Source organism: Pseudomonas sp. H1h, from assembly GCF_000633255.1.
Lineage (GTDB): Bacteria > Pseudomonadota > Gammaproteobacteria > Pseudomonadales > Pseudomonadaceae > Aquipseudomonas.
The window spans coordinates 419,363-440,550 of the sequence record NZ_AYMJ01000018.1; the positions used below are offsets into that span (position 1 = coordinate 419,363).

23 protein-coding genes are annotated in these 21,188 nt (G+C 59.8%); 9 read left to right on the forward strand and 14 right to left on the reverse strand.

Annotated elements, in window-relative coordinates:
• Nucleotides 1-370: 370 nt before the first annotated feature.
• Nucleotides 371-1,306 carry a Ppx/GppA family phosphatase gene (locus tag U862_RS0117655; RefSeq protein ID WP_025111623.1) on the reverse strand — a complete coding sequence of 312 codons (936 nt, stop codon included), beginning with the start codon at nt 1,304-1,306 and terminating at the stop codon, nt 371-373.
• Between the two features lie 296 nt (nt 1,307-1,602).
• Here U862_RS0117655 and U862_RS0117660 point away from each other — a divergent pair, with 296 nt between their 5' ends.
• Together U862_RS0117660 and map are read left to right on the forward strand one after the other, a co-directional pair.
• Nucleotides 1,603-1,830: a ParD-like family protein gene (locus U862_RS0117660; RefSeq protein ID WP_025111624.1), complete on the forward strand. Its 228-nt coding sequence runs from the start codon at nt 1,603-1,605 to the stop codon at nt 1,828-1,830.
• Nucleotides 1,827-2,618, forward strand: a complete 792-nt coding sequence (gene map, locus U862_RS0117665) for a type I methionyl aminopeptidase (protein WP_025111625.1) — start codon at nt 1,827-1,829, stop codon at nt 2,616-2,618. Before U862_RS0117660 ends, map begins: the two co-directional genes overlap by 4 nt.
• Before the next feature lie 559 nt (nt 2,619-3,177).
• On the opposite strand, the gene U862_RS0117670 is transcribed toward map, so the two are convergent.
• The 5 genes from U862_RS0117670 to ribBA all read right to left on the reverse strand — a co-directional run bounded on the left by U862_RS0117670 (nt 3,178) and on the right by ribBA (nt 8,566).
• Nucleotides 3,178-4,332 (reverse strand): ABC transporter ATP-binding protein, encoded by a 1,155-nt coding sequence (locus tag U862_RS0117670; RefSeq protein WP_025111626.1) that lies wholly within the window; start codon nt 4,330-4,332, stop codon nt 3,178-3,180.
• Nucleotides 4,333-4,348: 16 nt separating this feature from the next.
• Complete coding sequence (locus tag U862_RS0117675) at nt 4,349-5,158, reverse strand: ABC transporter permease (RefSeq protein WP_025111627.1); 810 nt, start codon at nt 5,156-5,158, stop codon at nt 4,349-4,351.
• Nucleotides 5,159-5,164: 6 nt separating this feature from the next.
• Nucleotides 5,165-6,124 (reverse strand): ABC transporter permease, encoded by a 960-nt coding sequence (locus tag U862_RS0117680; protein ID WP_115675179.1) that lies wholly within the window; start codon nt 6,122-6,124, stop codon nt 5,165-5,167.
• Nucleotides 6,109-7,134 (reverse strand): ABC transporter substrate-binding protein, encoded by a 1,026-nt coding sequence (locus tag U862_RS0117685; RefSeq protein ID WP_025111629.1) that lies wholly within the window; start codon nt 7,132-7,134, stop codon nt 6,109-6,111. The genes U862_RS0117680 and U862_RS0117685 overlap by 16 nt, the downstream gene beginning before the upstream one ends.
• A 322-nt stretch (nt 7,135-7,456) precedes the next feature.
• Nucleotides 7,457-8,566 carry a bifunctional 3,4-dihydroxy-2-butanone-4-phosphate synthase/GTP cyclohydrolase II gene (gene ribBA, locus U862_RS0117690; protein ID WP_025111630.1) on the reverse strand — a complete coding sequence of 370 codons (1,110 nt, stop codon included), beginning with the start codon at nt 8,564-8,566 and terminating at the stop codon, nt 7,457-7,459.
• Nucleotides 8,567-8,631: 65 nt separating this feature from the next.
• Here ribBA and U862_RS0117695 point away from each other — a divergent pair, with 65 nt between their 5' ends.
• Nucleotides 8,632-8,925 carry a DUF1330 domain-containing protein gene (locus tag U862_RS0117695; protein ID WP_025111631.1) on the forward strand — a complete coding sequence of 98 codons (294 nt, stop codon included), beginning with the start codon at nt 8,632-8,634 and terminating at the stop codon, nt 8,923-8,925.
• 117 nt (nt 8,926-9,042) lie between these two features.
• Here U862_RS0117695 and U862_RS0117700 read toward each other — a convergent pair whose 3' ends face one another.
• Entirely contained in the window at nt 9,043-9,309 is a 267-nt protein-coding gene (locus U862_RS0117700) for a hypothetical protein (protein ID WP_025111632.1), read from the reverse strand.
• Nucleotides 9,310-9,832: 523 nt separating this feature from the next.
• Here U862_RS0117700 and U862_RS29695 point away from each other — a divergent pair.
• Genes U862_RS29695 through U862_RS0117715 form a run of 4 tightly spaced genes read left to right on the forward strand, consistent with a single transcriptional unit; the run spans nt 9,833 to nt 11,488 of the window.
• Entirely contained in the window at nt 9,833-10,051 is a 219-nt protein-coding gene (locus tag U862_RS29695) for a PAAR domain-containing protein (RefSeq protein WP_081794897.1), read from the forward strand.
• 36 nt (nt 10,052-10,087) lie between these two features.
• The gene (locus tag U862_RS0117705) at nt 10,088-10,339 is read left to right on the forward strand and encodes a hypothetical protein (protein WP_025111633.1); all 252 of its coding nucleotides are present in this window, start codon (nt 10,088-10,090) and stop codon (nt 10,337-10,339) included.
• Complete coding sequence (locus tag U862_RS0117710) at nt 10,339-11,037, forward strand: hypothetical protein (protein ID WP_025111634.1); 699 nt, start codon at nt 10,339-10,341, stop codon at nt 11,035-11,037. The genes U862_RS0117705 and U862_RS0117710 overlap by 1 nt, the downstream gene beginning before the upstream one ends.
• A 49-nt stretch (nt 11,038-11,086) precedes the next feature.
• Complete coding sequence (locus U862_RS0117715) at nt 11,087-11,488, forward strand: hypothetical protein (protein ID WP_256214704.1); 402 nt, start codon at nt 11,087-11,089, stop codon at nt 11,486-11,488.
• Nucleotides 11,489-11,545: 57 nt separating this feature from the next.
• On the opposite strand, the gene U862_RS0117720 is transcribed toward U862_RS0117715, so the two are convergent.
• The 7 genes from U862_RS0117720 to U862_RS0117750 all read right to left on the reverse strand — a co-directional run bounded on the left by U862_RS0117720 (nt 11,546) and on the right by U862_RS0117750 (nt 16,879).
• The gene (locus U862_RS0117720) at nt 11,546-12,109 is read right to left on the reverse strand and encodes an NUDIX hydrolase (protein ID WP_025111636.1); all 564 of its coding nucleotides are present in this window, start codon (nt 12,107-12,109) and stop codon (nt 11,546-11,548) included.
• A 1-nt stretch (nt 12,110) separates the two neighbouring features.
• A complete protein-coding gene (locus tag U862_RS0117725) occupies nt 12,111-12,863 on the reverse strand; it encodes a GntR family transcriptional regulator (RefSeq protein ID WP_011334614.1) in 753 nt (250 codons plus the stop codon).
• A 58-nt stretch (nt 12,864-12,921) separates the two neighbouring features.
• The gene (locus U862_RS0117730; RefSeq protein ID WP_007968634.1) at nt 12,922-13,311 is read right to left on the reverse strand and encodes a carboxymuconolactone decarboxylase family protein; all 390 of its coding nucleotides are present in this window, start codon (nt 13,309-13,311) and stop codon (nt 12,922-12,924) included.
• A 136-nt stretch (nt 13,312-13,447) separates the two neighbouring features.
• On the reverse strand, nt 13,448-13,933 hold the full coding sequence (locus U862_RS0117735) for a flavin reductase family protein (RefSeq protein WP_025111637.1): 486 nt from the start codon (nt 13,931-13,933) through the stop codon (nt 13,448-13,450).
• Between the two features lie 12 nt (nt 13,934-13,945).
• The gene (locus U862_RS0117740) at nt 13,946-15,427 is read right to left on the reverse strand and encodes an aldehyde dehydrogenase (protein ID WP_025111638.1); all 1,482 of its coding nucleotides are present in this window, start codon (nt 15,425-15,427) and stop codon (nt 13,946-13,948) included.
• Entirely contained in the window at nt 15,424-16,257 is an 834-nt protein-coding gene (locus U862_RS0117745) for an alpha/beta fold hydrolase (protein WP_025111639.1), read from the reverse strand. The genes U862_RS0117740 and U862_RS0117745 overlap by 4 nt, the downstream gene beginning before the upstream one ends.
• Before the next feature lie 31 nt (nt 16,258-16,288).
• Nucleotides 16,289-16,879, reverse strand: coding sequence for an amino acid synthesis family protein (locus tag U862_RS0117750; RefSeq protein ID WP_025111640.1), 591 nt, complete (start codon nt 16,877-16,879; stop codon nt 16,289-16,291).
• 853 nt (nt 16,880-17,732) lie between these two features.
• Between U862_RS0117750 and U862_RS0117755 the strand changes: the two genes are divergently transcribed.
• Nucleotides 17,733-18,776, forward strand: a complete 1,044-nt coding sequence (locus U862_RS0117755) for a YCF48-related protein (protein WP_025111641.1) — start codon at nt 17,733-17,735, stop codon at nt 18,774-18,776.
• The gene (locus U862_RS0117760) at nt 18,773-21,157 is read left to right on the forward strand and encodes an RND family transporter (protein ID WP_029977709.1); all 2,385 of its coding nucleotides are present in this window, start codon (nt 18,773-18,775) and stop codon (nt 21,155-21,157) included. Before U862_RS0117755 ends, U862_RS0117760 begins: the two co-directional genes overlap by 4 nt.
• The last annotated feature ends 31 nt before the right edge of the window (nt 21,158-21,188 follow it).

Here is a 21,188-nt window from a genome sequence, read left to right on the forward strand (position 1 = left end):
CGGTTGATTCAGCACGGGTGTTGGCTGATCGGACGCTTTCGCTAGCAAGCCCGCTCCCACAGGGGATAGTCGGTGGATGGCGGATCTGCGGCTGGCCGGGATCAAGGGTGGGAGTGAGTTTGCTCACGAAGGGGCCGGTTGATTCAGCGCGGGTGTTGGCTGATCGGACGCCTTCGCGAGCAAGCCCGCTCCCACAGGGAATAGTCGGTGGGTGGCGGATCTGCGGCTGGCCGGGATCAAGGGTGGGAGTGGGCTTGCTCACGAAGGGTCCGGTTGATTCAGCACGGGTGTTGGCTGATCGGACGCCTTCGCGAGCAGGCTCGCTCCCACGGGGGGTGGTGGCCATTGGGGGAGGCTGGCTCACACCGTGTCAGTGGCGGCTCATCAACCCGTGAAGTACGCCTAGGCGCAGCCCGGGTTCCGACGGCACCATCTGCGAAATGCCGAACACCTTGAACGCCGCCAGCATCAGCACCAGCCCGCCCGGGAGGATGCTCTGGCGATGTTTCTGCAAGCCGGCAAGCTTCAATTGCTGGACGTCCTGCACTTTCAGCAGCAGGAGCGACAGGCGCAACAGGCCGCCATAGGTAATGCCGTCCTGGCCGAAGTCATTGAGCCGATTGGCCTTGAGCACTTTTGCCAGCATGCGTGCGGTGCCTGACGAGCCGATGGTCTGCTGCCAGCCCTGTGCGCGGTAGCGCCGGGCGACTTTCTCGAATTGCAGGATGGCGACACGCTCGGCTTCCTGCAGCGCGCCGGGAGCGATCCGTCCGTCGGGGAAATAGCGTGCGCCCAGCGTGCCGCTGCCGATGGCGATGCTTTCAGTGAGCAGCGGTTGCGTACCCTGGCCCAGAATCAGCTCGGTGGAACCACCACCGATGTCGACCACCAGCCGCAAGTCTTCGGCGCCTGCCAGCGTGTGGGTCACGCCGGCGTACACCAGGCGCGCCTCTTCATGGCCGCAAATGACGTCAATGGGAAAACCCAGATGCCGCTCGGCGCTGGCGAGAAACAATTGCGCATTGTCGGCCTCGCGTACGGCGCTGGTCGCCACCGCTCGAACCCGACCCGCTTCAAAACCGCGCAGTTTTTTGCCAAACCGTGCCAGCGCCTGCCAGCCACGATCCAGGGCCATCGTGTCCAGTGCACCGCCGTCGAAACCCTCGGCCAGTCTTACCGGCTCGCGCAAGGTTTTCACCTCCTGAATCACGAAGCCCTTTCGGCTGCGAACCGACTGGCCGATCATCATTCGAAACGCGTTCGAACCCAGGTCGATGGCGGCAAACAGCGAGGCGTCTGATTTCATGGGAGTCCTTGCAAAACGTCCGTCGAAGGCGCAAGACGGTTTGCGAGGATTCTGCCGCTGTCTTGATGACATCCTGATGACGGGGCAGGGGCGGTTCAATGAATTTGCGGTTGTCACGACACTGTCATTATCCGGCGTCTATGCTGAGCCCAATCAATCGCGTGTTCTTAAAGTTTTTGCTGCCTCTTTTGGCAGCTTTTTTTTGCCTGCGATTTGCCAATCCCTGCGCAAGGTTGCAATCGCCGACGGCACTTGGCTAATATACGATCCATATACACTTCGTATCGGATTCGGATATGGGCATCGTAAAGATTTCAGAAGACATGCACGAGAACCTGCGCATCTCCAGCACCGCACTCAGCCGCTCGATCAACGCGCAGGCTGAGCACTGGATGCGCATCGGCATGCTCGCCGAACTGCACCCCAACCTCGACCACAGCGCCATTTGCCGCTTGCTGATCCGCGCCGAACAGAACGGCGGGCTGGATCTGCATCAACTGACTCAGGAAGCCGTCAGCGCATGAGAAACCAGATCAAGATCAACACCCCTGCCGAAATCGCCCAGTCGCGCGCTGCCGGCAAGCTGGCCGCCGAAGTACTGGCGATGCTGGTACCGCACGTCAAGGCCGGGGTGACTACCGATGAGCTGGATCGGTTGTGCAACGATTACATCGTCAATGTGCAGAAGGCGATTGCGGCCAACGTCGGTTATCACGGCTTCCCGAAAACCGTCTGTGCCTCGGTCAACGATGTTGTGTGCCATGGCATTCCCTCGGGCACACCGTTGCAGGACGGCGACATCGTCAACCTCGACATCGCGGTGATCAAGGACGGCTGGTTCGGCGACACCAGTCGCATGTACGTGGTGGGTGAGACGACGCCTGAGGCGCAGCACCTGATCAAGACCACTTACGAGGCGATGTGCGCCGGCATTCGCATGGTGCGCCCGGGCGCGACGCTGGGTGACATCGGCCATGCGATCCAGAGCCTGGCGGAGAAGGAAGGTTTCAGCGTGGTGCGCGAGTACTGCGGCCATGGCATTGGCAAGGTCTATCACGATGAACCGCAGATACTGCATTACGGTTTTCCCAATCAGGGCATGAAGCTCAAGGCGGGGATGATCTTCACTGTCGAGCCGATGCTCAATGCCGGCAAACGCCATGTGAAGAACATGCCGGACGGCTGGACCGTGCTGACCAAGGACGGCTCGTTGTCGGCGCAGTGGGAGCACATGGTAGCGGTGACGGAGACGGGCTTCGAAGTGCTGACGGCATGGCCGGACGACATTGAAGGTTTCACCCCGATTAGCTGAGTGCCCCAAAGAACGGTGGGAGCGGGCTTGCTCGCGAAGGCGCCGGATCAGCCACCATCTTCACCAAATGACCCACCGCCTTCGTGAGCAAGCCCACTCCCATCCTTGATCCCGGTCAGCCCCGAATTCTTCATCCACCGCCTATCCCCCTGTGGGAGCGGGCTTGCTCGCGAAGGCGCCGGATCAGCCGACATCTTCAGCGGATGACACACCGCCTTCGTGAGCAAGCCCACTCCCACCCTTGATCCCGGATAGCCCCGAATTCTCCATCCACCGACGATCCCCCTGTGGGAGCGGGCTTGCTCGCGAAGGCGCCGGATCAGCCACCATCTTCACCAAATGACACACCGCCTTCGTGAGCAAGCCCACTCCCACCCTTGATCCCGGTCAGCCCCGAATTCTCCATCCACCCCTCTCACCCCAGAGTTTATTCCCTTAGCTAGACACAAGCGGGCTTGCTCGCGAATGCGGTGCGTCAGTCACTGTTGATGTCGAATGACACAGCGCATTCGCGAGCAAGCCCGCTCCCACAAGTGGGTTTTTGGTGTTATTGAGACCCTCAGTGAGCGCCGGCCGCTTTGTTGAGGTCGCTTTCAGTCCACTCGGTGTACACGCAGGCATCGGCGGTCGCCCAGCGCACCCGCACCGCATCTGCGGCCTTGAGCGGCATGCCCGCCGCCGACAGCGCCTTCACCGTCATCGAAGTCCCGCCCGAGGTGACCACGCTGCAAGTCTGGCTTTCTCCCAGGAACAGCACTTCCACGACCTTCGCCGACACTTCATTCCAACCCGCTGCCAACGGCTCATCATTTGCCTGTTGCACGCTCAGCGCCAGGGCCTTTTCCGGGCGCACCATCAGCAGCACATCCTGATTGGTGTGCAACCCGGCAGTCAGTCGAATCGACAGCGACTGTCCCTCAAAGCTCGCCGCTGCGTTGCCCTGTGCCTTGAGCTTGAGGAAGTTCGAGTTGCCGAGAAACGATGCGACAAACGCATTCGGCGGGTTCTGGTACAAGTCATAACCGCTGCCCAGACCGACAATCTTGCCGTGACTGAAAATCGCGATGCGCTGCGACAGACGCATGGCTTCTTCCTGATCGTGGGTCACGTAGACGATGGTGATGCCCAGGCGTCGGTGCAGCTGGCGCAGTTCGTCCTGCAGGTCTTCCCGCAGCTTTTTGTCCAACGCACCCAGCGGTTCGTCCATCAACAGAATGCGTGGCTCGTAAACCAGCGCCCGGGCAATGGCAACCCGTTGCTGCTGACCGCCAGAGAGTTGCGAAGGGCGGCGGTGAGCGAACTGTTCCAGTTGCACCAGTTTCAACATGGCGTCGACGCGCTTGTCCCGTTCGGCGGCGGCGAGTTTGCGGATCGCCAGCGGGAAGGCGATGTTGTCGCGCACCGACAGATGCGGAAACAGCGAGTAACGCTGGAACACCATGCCGATGTCGCGCTTGTGCGGTGGCACATTGACCAGCGACTGACCGTTGACCAGGATCTCGCCGCTGCTTGGTGTTTCGAATCCGGCGAGCATCGACAGCGTGGTGCTCTTGCCCGAGCCGCTGGAGCCGAGGAACGTCAGGAACTCGCCGTCCTTGATGTCCAGCGAGATATTGTCGACGGCGGCAAAGTCGCCGTAGTGCTTGTTCAGGTTGCGCAGGCTGACCAGGGGTTTGTCGTTCTGCTGGGATGCGTCTTTGATCACGGCACTCATGTCGTACTCCTGGCGCTCAAGCGCTGATTTCGTTGCGCCGGCGCAATGCGGCGGCGATCACCATGACCAAAACCGACAAGCCGATCAGCAGCGTCGAAGCGACGGCGATCACCGGTGTCAGGTCTTGGCGCAGGGTGGTCCACATTTTGACGGGAAGGGTTTGCAGGGTCGGGCTGGCCATCATCACGCTGAGCACCACTTCGTCCCACGAAACCAGAAAGGCGAAGAGGGCGCCGGCGACCATGCCCGGGCGAATCGCCGGGAAGGTCACCTTGAACACCGCTTGCAGGCGCGAGGCGCCGCAGATCACCGCCGCATCCTCAATCGACTGATCGAACAGTTTCAGCGAGTTGATGATCGAGATGATGGTGAACGGCAGCGCGACGATCACATGGCTGACGACGAAGGCGAACATCGTCCCGGTATAACCGAGCTTGAGGAACAGCGCGTACACCGCCACGGCGATGATCACCAGCGGCACGATCATCGGCAGGGTGAACAGGCCGTAGAGCATTTCCCGGCCGGGAAAACGGCCACGTACCAGGGCGAATGCGGTCGGCAAACCGAGGGCCACGGCGCAGATCGTGGTCAGTACGGCGACCTTGAGGCTGGCCGCTGCAGCGTTCATCCAGTCGGCATTGGAGAAGAACTGGCCGTACCATTTCAGCGTCCAGCCCGGCGGCGGGAACACCAGCCACTGGGATGAGCCGAACGACAGCAGGACGATGAACACGATCGGCAACAGCAGGAACAGACCGATCAGCCCGGTGGTGGCGTAGAGGCCGAAGCGCATCCGCCGGCTCATGGCATTGGGAGTCAGGAGCATCTCGGCTTACCTCGCGTTGCTGGCGCCAACCGGGGATTCCGGCTGAAGCTTCAGGTAGAAGTAGAACAGCACCAGCGTGATCGCGATCAGCAACGCGGCGCCGGCACTGGCCAGGCCCCAGTTGAGGAACGATTGCACCTGCTGAATGATGAACTCCGGCAGCATCATGTTCTGCGCTCCGCCCAGCAGCGCCGGGGTGACGTAGTAACCGAGCGACATCACGAACACCATCAACCCGCCGGACGCCAGACCCGGCCGGCACAGCGGCAGGAACACCCGGAAGAAGTTGGTCCACGGACTTGCGCCACAGATCGAGCCAGCCTGCAGGATCATCGGGTCGATGGCCTGCATCGTCGCCTGTAACGGCAGCACGATGAACGGGATCATGATGTAGCTCATGCCGATCACCACGCCGGTCAGGTTGTGCACCATTTCCAGCGGCTGATCGATAATGCCCAAGGCCATCAGCGCCTTGTTGATCACACCGGACGCTTGCAGCAATACCAGCCACGAATAGGTGCGGGCGAGCAGGCTGGTCCACATCGACAGCAACACGATGTTGAGGATCCAGCGTCCCCAGCCGCGTGGCACCAGCGTGATTGCCCAGGCCAGCGGAAAGCCCAGCAGCAGACTGAACAGCGTCACCAGCCCGGCCACCGAAAAGGTGTTGAGCAGGACGCGGGCATACGCTGAGTTGGCGAACAATTGTTCATAGTTGCCAAGGCCCGGGATCGGTTCCAGCACACCACGCAATAGCAAGCCAATCAACGGCGCGAGAAAGAACAGGCCGAGGAACAGCAGCGCCGGTGCGAGGTTGCCGGCGCCGCGCCAGCGTTGTCTGAGGGACGGGGCTTGCTGCATCGCAACCGCCTGTTTTGCGTGGGCTGAACCGGCAGCGCTGGTAGCGCTCCCGGCGACAGAGGAGGGACGGGACGCAGTGGCCGCCATTTTTATTTGACCAGCCATTCGTTCCACCGTGTCGCGATGGCTTGACCGTTCTTGGCCCAGTACGCGAAATCAAGAGTGATCTGATCCTTAGCGTAGGCAGTCGGCAGGTTCGGGGCCAGCACCGAGTCCAGGCGCGCCACACTGTCGACGTTGACCGGGGCGTAGGCGGTCAGGTTGGAGAAGTCGGCCTGGCCTTTGGCGCTGCTGGCATTGGCTAGGAACTTCATCGCCGCGTCCTTGTTTTTCGAGCCTTTTGGAATCACCAGAATGTCGGCCATGACCAGGTTCTGTTTCCAGCTCACGCCCACCGGTGCGCCGTCTTCCTGCAGGGCGTGAATCCGGCCGTTCCAGAACTGGCCCATGCTCGCTTCACCGGAGGCCAGCAGTTGCTGCGACTGCGCGCCGCCGCCCCACCAGACGATATCTTTCTTGATGGTGTCGAGTTTCTTGAAGGCGCGATCGAGGTCCAACGGGTAGAGCTTTTCGGCCGGCACACCGTCAGCCAGCAGCGCCAGTTCGAGCACGCCGGGGCTTGGCCATTTATACAGGGCGCGTTTGCCGGGGTAGGTCTTGGTGTCGAACAGCGCCGTCCAGTCTTGCGGCTTGGCTGCACCGAGTTTGCCTTCGTTATAGCCGAGAACGAAGGAGAAGAAGAATGAGCCGACGCCGTAGTCGCTGACGAAACGCGGGTCGATCTTGTCGCGCTGGATGACTTTGAAATCGAGGGGTTCGAGCAGGCCTTCGGCCGCGGCGCGCAGGGCGAAGTCGGCTTCGACATCAACCACGTCCCACTGCACGTTGCCGCTTTCGACCATGGCCTTGAGTTTGCCGTAGTCGGTCGGGCCGTCCTGCACCACGGTGATGCCGCTGGCCTTGCTGAATGGATCGGCCCAGGCCTGTTTCTGCGCATCCTGGGTGCTACCGCCCCAGCTGACAAAGTTCACACTCTCGGCGGCCATCGCGGCCTGGCCGGTCACGCTCAGCAGTCCCGCAAAAAGGATTGCGGTTGCAGCTTTGTTCAACACCATTTTTACGCCCTCATTGTTGTGTTTTTGAGCGGGCTTGCGTTGTTGCCCGCCTGTCGGGAGCAGTAGCTGGACGGTTTTTCAGGTCGCCCGGTCTATGGAATATCATATTATGGTATTCCAAGCTTTGTGCAAGCACTTTGCCTTACCGGCTATCTGGCGAATGTGCTTTTTTTGGGGGTGTGAGATGCCGATCTGAAATGCAAAACACTTGTGGGAGGGGGCTTGCTCCCGAATGCGCTCGATCATTCAACATTGATGTCGACTGATACGGAGCCTTCGGGAGCAAGCCCCCTCCCACAGTTGGAATTGTGTTTGGCTTCGGTTATTCAGTGAACGGGATGCTCTCGACCACTTCCAGGTCATACCCGGTCAACCCTGCATACTTGAGCGGCGGGCCGAGGTGCCGCAGCTTGCCTACCCCAAGGTTCTGCAGAATCTGCGCCCCGGTCCCGACCTCGGAATAGATCCGCGATTGCGAACGGCTGAACTGCCTTGGCGGCTGGGTCAGTTGCGGCACGCGTTCGAGCAACGCCTGCGATGACTCATGATTGGCCAGCACCACGACCACGCCATGCCCTTCGGCCGCGACCCGTTGCAATGCGGCCCACAACGTCCAGTTCGTCGGCCCGCTGTACTCGGCACCGACCAGATCGCGCAGCGGATCGATCACATGCACGCGCACCAGCGTCGGCTCTTCACGGCGCAGATCGCCCATGACCATCGCCATGTGCACGCCACCCTCAATGCGATCTTCGAAGGTGATCAGGCGGAAGGTGCCATGCACCGTCGGCAGCTCCCGCTCGCCGATGCGCTCGATGGTGTGTTCGGTGCTCAGGCGATAGTGGATCAGGTCGGCGATGGTGCCGATCTTGATCCCGTGCTTGCGCGCAAAGACTTCCAGGTCCGGGCGACGGGCCATGGTGCCGTCATCGTTCATCACTTCGACGATCACCGAGGCCGGCGTGAACCCGGCCAGGCGCGCCAGGTCGCAACCGGCCTCGGTATGGCCGGCGCGGGTCAACACGCCACCTTCCTTGGCGCGCAACGGAAAGATATGGCCGGGCTGCACCAGGTCTTCTGCGCGAGCATTGGGCGCCACAGCTGCAGCAACGGTGCAGGCACGATCGGCGGCGGAAATGCCGGTGGTCACGCCGACCGCCGCTTCGATGGAAACCGTGAATGCGGTGCTGAACACGCTGCCATTGCTCGGCACCATTTGCTCCAGCCCCAGTCGCTGGCAATGATCGTCAGTCAACGTCAGGCAAATCAGCCCCCGGGCCTCACGGGCCATGAAACTGATCGCCTCGGGCGTGCAACGGTCGGCGGCCAGTAACAGGTCGCCTTCGTTTTCCCGGTCTTCGTCATCGACCAGCAGCACCATTTTGCCGAGGCGATAATCTTCGATGATTTCTTCGATGCTGTTGAAGGCCATGCTGGACTCTCGATGTGGATGAAATTTGTGGTATACCATAATACAAATTCAACCAAGAGGTCACTATGAAGGCGTACTGGATTGCCCACGTGGACATCACCGATCCCGATCACTACAGCCAATACACCCAGCGCGCGCCGAAAGCGTTCGCCGAGTTCGGCGCGAAGTTTTTAGCCAGAGGCGGGCGCAGCGAAGCGATGGAAGGGCGGCAGACGCCACAGCGCAGCGTGGTGATTGAATTCGACAGCTACGAGCAGGCAGTGGCGTGCTACCACTCTGCGGCGTATCAAGAAGCGAAGAGCTACCGCGAGGAATGGGCGCGGGCGGAGATTGTCATCGTTGAAGGGATGGCGCCGTAAGCGCTTGTTTACGACTCCAGAGGAACTGGCGAATCGATGGTGGCTGCGATCTTTTGATGCTCTTTTTCGTAATCAGAAGATCGCAGCTATCAGCGGTTAAGGGCTGTGATTCTTTGCTCAGCCTTGTGCTTGAATCTGCCGCCCTAATACATCCACTACATCACAACCGTCACGAAGCAAAATCGCTGCTGCGTGGGCGAGTTGCTGCACATCGACACCCTTGGCAGCTGAAATATCCAGGCTGGCGAGGCTTTCCATCATCTGTGTAGCTGCCAAAAACCTGCTCGCCGCGCTGCTGTGCAAAACGTCCAGCGGCGCCTGTGTTGAGACCAGGAGCACTGGAATGCTGTCTTCGTTGTGGGTCATTGAAATGAGGGTATTCATACGCCAGCACCTGCCTGAAGATTGCCTGTGAAGGTTCTTCTCAGCGCTATCGACATATTGTCGACCAGGAATTGTCTGAGTCGATCGCGGCGAGTGTAGGGGATGAGTTCTATGGTCGATTCCGTTATGGGTGTAGCTCCGTAAGATCCAGTAGAGCTGCCACAAAAACGCCGTCAAACGAAATTGGGTGGCAACTGTGCGTGGGTTGACGGACCGGCTCTCACGGACACCGGCGCACCCGAAGATGCCCCGCGCACAGTCGCCATAAAGAATGCATCGGACACAGGAGTGCTCGAGCAGAGAAGGCTATGCACGTCGTGAGAAGATTACGGGCCGTCAAACCCGATCACGAATGAGTCGTGACAGGCGCGAGGATAGGGAGTGGGGCTAGGGCCGTCAACCAGCGCCACGCCGGAAAACGCAACCAGTCCCGTAAGCCGGTTCCGTTTCGTATTTTGCTCGTTCAGGAGTGATCAAGGATCGGTTACTATCCAGCCATTGTGACGTTCAAAGGAGAGAAACGATGGCAGGAAAGCCAGTCGCACGACTTGGAGACCCAGGAAGTCACGGCGGAAATATCACCACTGGATCGAGTCCTATTTTCGTTAACTCAATGCCTGTTGCTTTGGTAGGAGACACCTATTCCTGCCCGGTTCACGGCAGTAATCCCATAACGACGGGTGCTCCTCACGTGTTCGGTCTGGGAAAAGATGTAGCACACGTAGGCTCGCAGACAGCCTGAGGAGCGACGATCACTGCCGGGTCTCCCGATACCTTCGTGGGTGAATCCGGTGGAGGGGCGCCCACTAGCTTTTTCTCGCAGTTCCTGAAAGAAAAGACGTTTGTCGAGTTTCAGTTGCTGAACGATAGAGATGAGCCTGTCGCCAACGAGGCGTACGAACTGATGCTCCCCGATGGAACGTTGATGACAGGTGTCCTTGACGAAAACGGCTTCGTGCATGTTGCAAACATCCTTAGGGGAAGTTGCAGTATTAAATTCCCGAAACTTGAAGATACGGAACATCTTTAATGGTTCAGCCTACTAAAACTACCAGCACGACACAGGCAGCAAAAAGTACAGGCGCATCGGGGAAAACTACAAAAACCAACCAGGTAGTCGTGTCGGGTGCATATATGGAGATACTTGTGGGTGGCCCTTACACCCGTGACGAGGAAGAGCATCCTTTCGGACATGCTGCTTTACACGTAGTGGTTGGTTCTAAAGACATCACCTATGACTTTGGGCGCTATGGAAAAACCTGGGGGACGTTTGATAGCGAAGGGGAGGGAGTGCTGAACGTTTGGACATCCTTCAAAGCGTACATCTCGGGTGAGAACAGCTTGGGGCGCACAACAACTGGCTTTGTTTATTTTTTGGATAGTGCAACAGCTGAGGCCGTTATCGCTCACTTCGACGGTATTGTCGCCCAGAAAAAGGAACTGAGAAGAAAGACAGCAACGTCTGCGCGCTATGTATTGCCGTCCAATTATCATCCAACCACCAATAACTGCACGACTGTAACGATTGCAGCAGCCAAAATTTCGGGTAAGCCAATCGTGCAGAATCCGTCCAAATATAGCGAAATGCGTGGATTGTCATTCCTGGAAAGGCAAGCTGCGCGCACGCAGACCAAACCTCAGGACGGGATTTTCATGCCTGCGGATTTACAAGCCATGCTCGAAGGGAATACTGAGGCGCACTATGATAAAAAGAATGTTTACAAATAGGCGAATTGGCTTTTGGCTGACGGCGGCTTTGTTTGTAAATGCAGTCTTTATGGCTTTTCTGATTTTTGGCGATACTGCAAAGGGACACACTATGAAGATGATTAAAACCAAAGAACCACTGCTGATCGAAGGGCAAGGTGGCGATGACAATTACTATGTCCTGCCGATGGGTACAACGCTATATCACGATAAAAGCTTTCCTGAAGGGCACGATCGTTATGTTGTGTATCTGAATCACAAAGGTGCCATTGCCCACGAAGAAGTCCCAATGAAGCCTGAATATGGCGGTTCTTTTATTGATCCTCTTTGGCTCGCCAATATTGATGCCGATACCTTGAAGGACATTTTCAAGCGTTTCCCGCTCTCCAAGAAAGACATCTCCGCTGCTCTCAAAGCCAATGAAATCACCAAAGATGATTTGGCGGATATCATTCGTGCGATGCCGGATTGAGTGAACAGCTGTCGAGGACCCGGGCCCAGCTCTGCATCTCTGGCAAGTGATATTTAATCAACGCATGAAATGAATCTTGCCGCTGTCGTCATTGCCCATGTACATGCCATAGACCCCGGCCTGGCGTTCCTCGATGTAGCGTTCGAGGATTTGCCGGATCGCCGGGTAGTAGATCTGCTCCCACGGAATGTCCTCGGGGGCGAAGAACTTGTAGTCCAGGGTCTCGGGGCCGAACTGACCGGTGATCTCCAGCGCGAGGGCGCGGAAGATGATGTAGACCTCGCTGATCTTCGGCACGCTGAAGATCGAGTACGGCGAGACGATTTCCGCGCGTACGCCGCTTTCTTCCCAGACTTCGCGCAAGGCGGCCTGTTCGGTGGTTTCGCCGCTTTCCATGAAGCCGGCCGGCAAGGTCCAGGTGCCTGGGCGTGGGGGAATCGCCCGTTGGCACAAGAGGTATTTGCCGTCCTGCTCGATGATGCAGCCGGCGATGATCTTCGGGTTCACATAGTGGATGTAGCCGCAGCCGCGGCACATCAGGCGCTCGTGCGTATCGCCCGGCGGCACCTGCTGACCGAGGTCAGCGCCACCGCATTTCGGGCAAAAGCTCGGGCTGAACATGTCAGTGACCTATGCGTGGTTCTTTCAGCGCGATGGGCAGGGTGATCGGTGGCGTTGCTCCGGTCTCTTCCTGTTTGCGCTTGAGGTAATCGAGGGCCACGGCCGCGGCAGCGCGCACGTGATCGACACAGGCCTGATGCGCCGCCAGCGGATCGCCGCTCTTGATCGCCTCGACCATTTTTTCCATTTCCTGGTTGCTCGCGCCGCGACGGTTTTCCTGGGACACCGACGTCGCCCGCAGGTAGCTGATGCGCGCCTGCAACTGACGTAGTTGAGTCGCCGCGACATGGTTGCCGGAGCCTTCGAGCAGTACGTCGTAGAAACCCTGAACCGAATCGATCACCTGTTGCAGCTCGCCGTCCTTGAGCGCCTTGCGGTTCTCGTCGAGGGCTTTTTCCAGGGCCTTGATGTCTTTGGCCTTGGCGCGCAGGGTGAACAACTGGACGATCAGGCCTTCGAGTACGCAGCGCAGCTCATAGATGTCGACCGCGTCGGCGAGGGTGATGATCGCCACGCGCGGGCCCTTGGCGTCGGCGAACTCCACCAGGCCTTCGGATTCCAGGTGACGCAAGGCTTCGCGAACGGAAGTGCGGCTCACGCCCAGACGATCGCACAGATCGCGTTCGACCAGACGATCGCCTGGCAGAAGCTGGAAGTTCATGATGGCGCTTCGCAGTTTATCCAGCACGATTTCGCGCAGGGTAACGGGGTTGCGATTGACCTTGAAGCTGTCGTCGAGTGGCAGGCGTTTCATGGGGTCCGCTCTTTAAGTTGGCTGTCCATGCCAGACGGGCATTCAAACAGCCGAGGGGTTAACTGGAGGCCTCGGCGTCGGCTTCGGCGAAGGCTTCACGGGCGAGCCGGAAACTGTCCACGGCTGCCGGGACGCCGCAATAAATACCGACCTGAAGCAGAATTTCGCGTATTTGCTCACGACTCAGGCCGTTACGCAAGGCGCCGCGCACATGCAGCTTGAGTTCATGCGGACGGTTGAGCGCCGAGATCATCGCCAGGTTGATCATGCTGCGCTCCTTGAGCGACAGACCCTCACGCCCCCAGACATGGCCCCAGCAGTATTCGGTGACCATTTCCTGCAACGGACGGGTGAAGTCGTCGGCGTTCTCGATCGAGCGCTGCACATAGGCTTCGCCCAGCACCTGAGTGCGGATCTTCAGGCCCTTTTCGTACTTCTCGTTACTCATAAATCCTCCAGTCACCACAATTCCCTTGTGGGAGCGGGCTTGCTCGCGAATGCGGTAGCTCATTCAGCATATAGGTCGACTGACACGACGCCTTCGCGAGCAAGCCCGCTCCCACACTGGGATTTGTGTGAATCTTTCAGGCCAGGGTCGGCAACGGCCCGAGCTTGCCCTTGTGATAAATCATCGGCGTCACCGGTTGCGCCGGCAGAATCAGGTTCTTCACTGCGCCAACAATGATCGCGTGATCGCCGCCGTCATATTCGCGCCACAACTCACATTCGATGATCGCCGTGGCCTTGGCGAGGATCGGGTTACCGAGTTCGCTCAAATGCCACTCGATATTCCTGGCCTTGTCCTTGCCTTTACCAGCGAAGGCATAGGCCTCGGCGGTCTGGTCGGCGGACAGCAAATGGATCGCGAACTTCTTGCTGTCGCGCAGTACCGGGTAGGTGTCGGAGGCGTAGTTGGGGCAGAACAGCACCAGTGCCGGATCAATCGACAGCGCACTGAAGGCACTGGCCGTGATGCCGACAATGGCGCCTGCCGGGTCGAGGGTGGTGACCACCGTGACCCCGGACGGAAACGAGCTCATCACATCTTTGTAAATGCCGGGTTCGATCATGTCGCAGGACTCCTAGCGCATCACAAACGGATCAGGCATTGGCGCCTGGGAAAGGTTGATCCACACCGTTTTCAGTTCGGTGTAGGCCAGCACCGAGTCGATGCCGCTTTCGCGTCCATAGCCACTGTTCTTGAAGCCGCCGATCGGCGCCATGGCCGATACGGCGCGGTAGGTGTTGACCCAGATGATCCCCGAGCGTACGTCGCGCGCCAGGCGATGGGCACGGCCCAGGTCGCGGGTCCAGATGCCGGCGGCGAGGCCGAACTGCGAGTCGTTGGCGATGGCCAGCGCTTCGGCTTCATCTTTAAAGCGAATCACCGAGGCCACCGGGCCAAAGACTTCTTCCTGCATGATCTTCATCGAATTGCGGTCGCATTCGAACAGTGTCGGCTCGTAGAACCAGCCTTCACCAAGATCGCTCGGACGCTTGCCGCCGGTGCGCAACCGCGCTCCTTCGGCGATGGCATCGGCCACCAGTCCTTCGACCACCGCCAGTTGCTGCGCGGTGGCCATCGGGCCCATCTCGCTGCTGTCTTCCTGCGGGTTGCCGATGCGAATGCGTTGGGCGCGCACGACCAGTCGATTGACGAACTCGTCGTAGATGTCGTCCTGCACCAGCAGCCGTGAGCCGGACACGCAGCTCTGACCCGATGCTGCATAGATCCCGGCAATCGCACCGTTGATCGCGCTGTCCAGATCGGCGTCGGCAAAGATGATGTTCGGCGACTTGCCGCCCAGTTCCAGCGACAACTTGGCGAAGTTCTCGGCGCTGCTGCGCACCACATGCCGGGCCGTGGCCGCGCCACCGGTGAAGGCGATTTTACGGATCAGCGGATGGCGGGTGAGGGCGGCGCCGGTACTCGGGCCGTAACCGGTGACGACGTTGACCACGCCCGGCGGAATCCCGGCTTCGAGGGCCAGGCGCGCCAGCTCCAGAATGGTGGCCGAAGCGTGCTCGGACGGCTTGATCACGATGGTGTTGCCGGCGGCGAGGGCCGGGGCGAGTTTGATCGCGGTCAGGTACAGCGGGCTGTTCCACGGAATGATAGCGGCGACCACACCCATGGCTTCGTGCACGGTGTAGGCAAACAGGTCGGGTTTGTCCAGCGGCAGGGTGCCGCCTTCAAGCTTGTCGGCCAGGCCTGCGGTGTAGTGGAAGAATTCCGGCAGATAACCGACCTGACCACGGGTTTCGCGGATCAGCTTGCCGTTGTCGCGGCTTTCCAGCTGCGCCAATTGCTCCTTGTTTTCGGCGATCAGGTCACCAAGACGGCGCAGCAGTTTGCCGCGTGCGGTGGCGGTCAGGCCACGCCAGACCGGGCTGTCGAAGGCGGTTTGGGCCGCTTGCACGGCACGTTCGACGTCAGCTTCATCGGCGTCAGGCAGTTCGGCCCAGGCTTGTGCGCAAGCCGGGTTGAGGCTTTCGAAGGTCTTGCCGGAGAGGGCGTCGACCCATTCTCCGCCGATGCACATCTGGAAGCGTGCGAGTGTCATGCAACGATCCCCTTTATAGAGTTTTGTCGGGAGTGTGCGAATTCGAGAAATTCCAGCAGCGTCTGGTTGACCAGGCGCGGCGACTCTACCGGCATCATATGCCGTTGCTCGGGCAGCACCGCAACCTTCGCACCGGGGATGCGCCGAGCCAGTTGCTCGGCCATTTGCGGAGTGGAACCGGGGTCGAGCTCGCCAGTGGCGATCAGCGTCGGCGCCTGAATGCTGCTCAGGTCGTCTGCGCGGTACATGTCCTGGGTGGCGAACAATTCATAGGTCGTCAGATAGCCTTGCGGATCATTGCCGGCCAGGGTCTGGCGAATCGCGGCGATCTGCGCCGGATTGGCTGCCTGATACTCGCGGCTGAACCAGCGTGACAAAGCCGCTTCGGCGTTGGCGTCCGGGCCGTGTTCGGCCGCTTGCGCGGTACGAGCGATGACCCCGGCGCGCTGTTCTTCGCTGCGGTTGAACACGCTGTTCAACACCACCAGGCTTTGCAGGCGCTCCGGGTAATGCAGGGCAAACGCTCGTGCGACCAGACCGCCCATGGAGAAACCGATCACCGCTGCCTGCGGCAGTTTCAGGTGGTCGAGCAGCTCCAGCAACTGATCGGCGTAACCGAGCAGGTCGGTGCCGTTGGCCGGTCGCGGGCTGGCGCCATGGCCGAGCATGTCGTAGGCGATCACCCGGTATTGGCTGGCGAGGCCGACAATCTGCCCGCCCCACATTTCTTTATTCAGGCCCACGCCGTGGATCAAGACCACGGGCTGGCCTTGGCCGGTCGCCAGGTAACTGGTGCCAGCCGGGGTGAGTTCAGCGGTGAGCCGAATCATGGAGCGCTCCTGCAATGCCTTTTTATTGTGATTACTGGGCTTTTTCGGCGGCCAGTTCTTCCAGATCGATGTAACGGTTACCGATGCGCGGGTGCAGGCGACCACCGTCGGCGCAACCGAGCACCACGACGATTTCGTCGGCACGCGGCGCGTCTTCGATCTGCATTTCCAGGGTGATGTAGTGCGAACGCTGACCTTCGTCGTCCTTGTGCATCATCGGGATCTGAATCGAGGTGCCCGGGCCGCCGCGCTTGTTGGTGAAGCTCAGGTAGCTCTTGGCCTTGACCGCTTCGCGGTAGTGGTTGCCAAAGCGCAGGGTGTGGATCACCGCCGAGGCGTGTTCGATTTCGCCGTCGGCACCGACCACTGCTGCCTTGCCGTAGGCCTCGATCTTCTCGGCGCCGCCGATGATGCCCACCAGACGCTCGACCATCATCGCGCCGAGGTCGGAGCAGTTGGCGCGGATCTGCGGTTTCAGGTCCTCGACAAAGCCGTTGCCTACCCAAGGGTTCTTCATCACCACGGCCAGGCCGACCATGGTCACTGGCTTGTCAGTGGCCTTGCCGCCTTCGATGAAGGTTTCTTCGACATAGCTGACGATCTTGCGAATTTCGAAACTCATGAGCTGCTCCGTAGGGGAATTGAGAGTGTCTTTGCGTCTGATGGTATACCATAATACCGATCGTGCAAGTCCCCCTTGCAAGATTTGCCCATCGACCCGGCGAATGGCGGTGTATTGATCCGCCACCACAAATCCCACAGACACCACTACACCCTGTGGGAGGGGGCTTGCTCCCGAAAGCGGCGCATCAGTCGACATTTATGCTGGCTGACACGACGCCTTCGCGAGCAGGCTCGCTCCCACATTGGAATTCAGCGGCTACACAGGCTTCTTCCGGTTAACAAATGTGGGAGGTGGCTTGCTCCCGAAAGCGTTGGGTCAGTTGACATATAGGGTGGCTGACACAGCGCCTTCGCGAGCAGGCTCGCTCCCACATTGGAATTCAGCGGCTACACAGGCTTCATCCGGTTAACAAATGTGGGAGGGGGCTTGCTCCCGAAAGCGGTGGGTCAGTTGACATATAGGGTGGCTGACACAGCGCCTTCGCGAGCAGGCTCGCTCCCACAATGGAATTCAGCGGCTACACAGGCTTCTTCCGGTTAACAAATGTGGGAGGGGGCTTGCTCCCGAAAGCGGTGGGTCAGTTGACATATAGGGTGGCTGACACAGCGCCTTCGCGAGCAGGCTCGCTCCCACATTGGAATTCAGCGGCTACACAGGCTTCTTCCGGTTAACAAAAGATAACGTGGCGCCGATTGTCAGACGTTTCCAAAGCCCGATAGGATGAGTCAGCTTCCCAAGGCGCTCTGGACTGCGGGTTTCACGGCTATGCTTGTGACCCATCAGTCACCACGAGCACCCTTGCGGCGCCCTAAGGCCGAACGGCCTAACAATAATAAATAGGGGAAGGTCTATGAGTCGTTGCCGCCCGCCGGCGTTACGCAACACCGCGTTGCTGGCCACAGCACTCACTCTGCTGGGCTGTGCTGCCTTGTCGGCACCCGTACTGGCCGCCGAAGCGCCAGCCGACGGGGTGTACTCCACCGAATCGGCCAAAGCCGCAAAAAGCCTGATGCTCGATGTCGTCCACGCCGGCACCCGGTTGGTGGCGGTCGGTGATCGTGGGCACATTCTCTATTCCGACGACCAGGGAAAGACCTGGACCCAGGCCAAGGTGCCAACCCGGCAACTGCTGACGGCGGTGTACTTTGTCGATGACAAGCACGGCTGGGCAGTGGGGCACGACGCGCAGGTGCTTGCGAGCGAAGATGGCGGCCTGACCTGGAGCAAACAATTCGAAGACCTCAAACGCGAAGCACCGCTGCTCGATGTCTGGTTCCAGGACGTCAATCATGGCGTTGCCGTGGGCGCCTACGGGGCTTTGCTGGAAACCACCGATGGCGGCAAAAACTGGCAGGACGTCAGCGACCGCCTCGACAACCAGGACCAGTTCCACCTCAACGCCATCGCTGCGGTCAAGGACGCTGGCCTGTTCATCGTCGGCGAGCAGGGCAGCATGTTCCGCTCTCCCGACTGGGGCCAGACCTGGGAAAAACTCCAGGGCCCGTATCAGGGCTCGCTGTTCGGCGTGATCGGCACCGCGCAAGCACACACCCTGTTGGCCTACGGCCTGCGCGGCAACCTCTATCGCTCCACCGACTTTGGCAGTACTTGGCAGCAGGTCGAACTGAAGGCCGCGCGCGGCGCGCTGGAGTTCGGCCTGTCCGGGGCAACACTGCTCGCGGACGGCTCGATCGTGATCGTTGGCAACGGCGGTTCGGTGATCAGCAGCAGCGACAACGGCGAAACCTTCAGCGTCTTCAATCGCCCGGACCGCATTTCGCTGTCTTCGGTGACGGCCGCCGGCGACGGCAATCTGATTCTGACCGGGCAGGGTGGCGTTCACACCACGCAGCCAAACGGCGCCGAGATCAATAATAAGAAGGCGGGGCTATGACTTCCTTGAGCACTCATCATCAGGACAAGGCGACGTTTCTTGAACGTCTGATTTTCAACAATCGCCCGGCAGTGATCCTGATCTGCCTGGTGGTCAGCGTCTTCCTGTTCTGGCAGGCCACGCTGATCCGGCCGTCCACCAGTTTCGAAAAAATGATCCCGCTCAAGCATCCGTTCATCGAGAAGATGATGGAGCACCGCAACGATCTGGCGAACCTGGGCAACACCGTGCGCATTTCGGTGGAAGCCAAAGACGGCGACATCTTCTCCAAGGAGTACATGGAGACCCTGCGTCAGATCAACGACGAGGTGTTCTACATCTCCGGCGTCGACCGCTCCGGGCTGAAGTCGCTGTGGAGTCCGAGCGTGCGCTGGACCGAAGTGACCGAGGAAGGCTTCGCCGGCGGTGAAGTGATCCCGCAGAGCTACGACGGCTCGCCGGACAGCCTCGACATGCTGCGCAACAACGTCCTCAAATCCGGGCAGGTCGGGCGGCTGGTGTCCAACGATTTCAAGTCGAGCATCGTCGACATCCCGCTGCTGGAGTCCTACCCGGACCCCCAGGACCAGGGCAAGCTGCTGGCGCTGGACTATCGTCAGTTCTCCCACGAACTGGAAGACAAGATCCGCAACAAATTCGAAGCGCAGAACCCTAACGTCAAGATCCACATCGTCGGCTTCGCCAAGAAGGTCGGTGACCTGATCGATGGTCTGGTAATGGTGGTGATGTTCTTCGGCATCGCTTTCGTCATCACCCTGATCCTGCTGCTGTGGTTCACCAACTGCCTGCGCAGCACCATCGCGGTGTTGAGCACCACGCTGGTAGCGGTGGTCTGGCAACTCGGGCTGATGCACTTCTTCGGCTTCGGGCTGGATCCGTATTCGATGCTGGTGCCGTTCCTGATCTTCGCCATCGGCATTTCCCACGGTGTGCAAAAGATCAACGGTATCGCCCTGCAATCGAGTGAGGCGGACAACGCCCTCACCGCCGCGCGGCGCACGTTCCGGCAATTGTTCCTGCCGGGGATGATCGCGATTCTCGCCGACGCCGTGGGCTTCATCACTCTGCTGATCATCGACATCGGGGTGATCCGCGAACTGGCGATTGGCGCGTCCATCGGCGTGGCGGTGATCGTGTTCACCAACCTGATCCTGCTGCCGGTGGCGATTTCCTATGTCGGTATCAGCAAGCGTGCGATTGCCAAGAGCAAGAAGGACGCGAATCGCGAACACCCGTTCTGGCGCATGCTGTCGAACTTCGCCAGCCCGAAAGTCGCACCAATCTCGATTGCTCTGGCGCTGATCGCTTTCGGCGGCGGCCTCTGGTACAGCCAGAACCTGAAAATCGGCGACCTCGACCAGGGCGCGCCGGAGCTGCGTCCGGACTCGCGCTACAACAAGGACAACAACTTCATCATCAACAACTATTCCACCAGCTCCGACGTGCTGGTAGTGATGGTCAAGACCGCCACCGAAGGTTGCTCGCGCTACGAAGCGATGGCGCCGATCGATGAGCTGATGTGGAAGATGCAGAACACCGAGGGCGTGCAGTCGGCGATCTCGCTGGTGACCGTGTCCAAGCAGATGATCAAGGGCATGAACGAGGGCAACCTGAAATGGGAAACCCTGTCGCGCAACCCGGATGTGCTGAACAACTCGATCGCCCGCGCCGACGGCCTGTACAACAACAGCTGTTCGCTGGCGCCGGTGCTGATCTTCCTCAACGACCACAAGGCCGAAACCCTCGACCGGGCAGTGCATGCGGTGCAGGAATTCGCCAAGGCCAACAACAAGGACGGTCTGGAATTCATCCTCGCTGCCGGTAACGCCGGGATCGAGGCAGCCACCAACGAGGTGATCAAGCAGGCCGAACTGACCATCCTGATCCTGGTGTACATCTGTGTTGCGGTGATGTGCATGATCACCTTCCGCTCGTGGGCGGCGACCCTGTGCATCGTCCTGCCACTGGTGCTGACCTCGGTGCTGGGCAACGCGCTGATGGCGTTCATGGGCATCGGCGTCAAAGTCGCGACCCTGCCGGTGGTGGCGCTGGGCGTGGGGATCGGCGTGGACTACGGCATCTACATCTACAGCCGCCTGGAAAGTTTCCTGCGCGCGGGGCTGCCGTTGCAGGAGGCCTATTACCAGACCTTGAAGTCCACCGGTAAAGCGGTGCTGTTCACCGGTCTGTGCCTGGCCATCGGCGTGTGCACGTGGATCTTCTCGGCGATCAAGTTCCAGGCCGACATGGGCCTGATGCTGACCTTCATGCTGCTGTGGAACATGTTCGGTGCGCTGTGGCTGTTGCCAGCGCTGGCCAAGTTCTTGATCAAGCCGGAGAAACTGGCGGGGCAGAAGGGCAATTCGCTGTTTGCCCACTGATCGGCAGGCCTGAAACGACAAAGCCGCAACC

Coding starts and splice junctions, on each gene's coding strand:
- U862_RS0117735 (WP_025111637.1), bottom strand. CDS start 13,933: ATGATCGAACCCGGCATTTACAAAGATGTGATGAGCTCGTTTCCGTCC.
- U862_RS0117680 (WP_115675179.1), bottom strand. CDS start 6,124: ATGGCTGGTCAAATAAAAATGGCGGCCACTGCGTCCCGTCCCTCCTCT.
- U862_RS0117660 (WP_025111624.1), top strand. CDS start 1,603: ATGGGCATCGTAAAGATTTCAGAAGACATGCACGAGAACCTGCGCATC.
- ribBA (WP_025111630.1), bottom strand. CDS start 8,566: ATGGCCTTCAACAGCATCGAAGAAATCATCGAAGATTATCGCCTCGGC.
- U862_RS0117730 (WP_007968634.1), bottom strand. CDS start 13,311: ATGAGTAACGAGAAGTACGAAAAGGGCCTGAAGATCCGCACTCAGGTG.
- U862_RS0117685 (WP_025111629.1), bottom strand. CDS start 7,134: ATGGTGTTGAACAAAGCTGCAACCGCAATCCTTTTTGCGGGACTGCTG.
- U862_RS0117675 (WP_025111627.1), bottom strand. CDS start 5,158: ATGCTCCTGACTCCCAATGCCATGAGCCGGCGGATGCGCTTCGGCCTC.
- U862_RS0117740 (WP_025111638.1), bottom strand. CDS start 15,427: ATGACACTCGCACGCTTCCAGATGTGCATCGGCGGAGAATGGGTCGAC.
- U862_RS0117745 (WP_025111639.1), bottom strand. CDS start 16,257: ATGATTCGGCTCACCGCTGAACTCACCCCGGCTGGCACCAGTTACCTG.
- U862_RS0117700 (WP_025111632.1), bottom strand. CDS start 9,309: ATGAATACCCTCATTTCAATGACCCACAACGAAGACAGCATTCCAGTG.
- U862_RS0117655 (WP_025111623.1), bottom strand. CDS start 1,306: ATGAAATCAGACGCCTCGCTGTTTGCCGCCATCGACCTGGGTTCGAAC.
- U862_RS0117720 (WP_025111636.1), bottom strand. CDS start 12,109: ATGTTCAGCCCGAGCTTTTGCCCGAAATGCGGTGGCGCTGACCTCGGT.
- U862_RS29695 (WP_081794897.1), top strand. CDS start 9,833: ATGGCAGGAAAGCCAGTCGCACGACTTGGAGACCCAGGAAGTCACGGC.
- U862_RS0117725 (WP_011334614.1), bottom strand. CDS start 12,863: ATGAAACGCCTGCCACTCGACGACAGCTTCAAGGTCAATCGCAACCCC.
- U862_RS0117695 (WP_025111631.1), top strand. CDS start 8,632: ATGAAGGCGTACTGGATTGCCCACGTGGACATCACCGATCCCGATCAC.
- U862_RS0117715 (WP_256214704.1), top strand. CDS start 11,087: ATGGCTTTTCTGATTTTTGGCGATACTGCAAAGGGACACACTATGAAG.
- U862_RS0117670 (WP_025111626.1), bottom strand. CDS start 4,332: ATGAGTGCCGTGATCAAAGACGCATCCCAGCAGAACGACAAACCCCTG.
- U862_RS0117710 (WP_025111634.1), top strand. CDS start 10,339: ATGGTTCAGCCTACTAAAACTACCAGCACGACACAGGCAGCAAAAAGT.
- U862_RS0117755 (WP_025111641.1), top strand. CDS start 17,733: ATGAGTCGTTGCCGCCCGCCGGCGTTACGCAACACCGCGTTGCTGGCC.
- U862_RS0117750 (WP_025111640.1), bottom strand. CDS start 16,879: ATGAGTTTCGAAATTCGCAAGATCGTCAGCTATGTCGAAGAAACCTTC.
- map (WP_025111625.1), top strand. CDS start 1,827: ATGAGAAACCAGATCAAGATCAACACCCCTGCCGAAATCGCCCAGTCG.
- U862_RS0117760 (WP_029977709.1), top strand. CDS start 18,773: ATGACTTCCTTGAGCACTCATCATCAGGACAAGGCGACGTTTCTTGAA.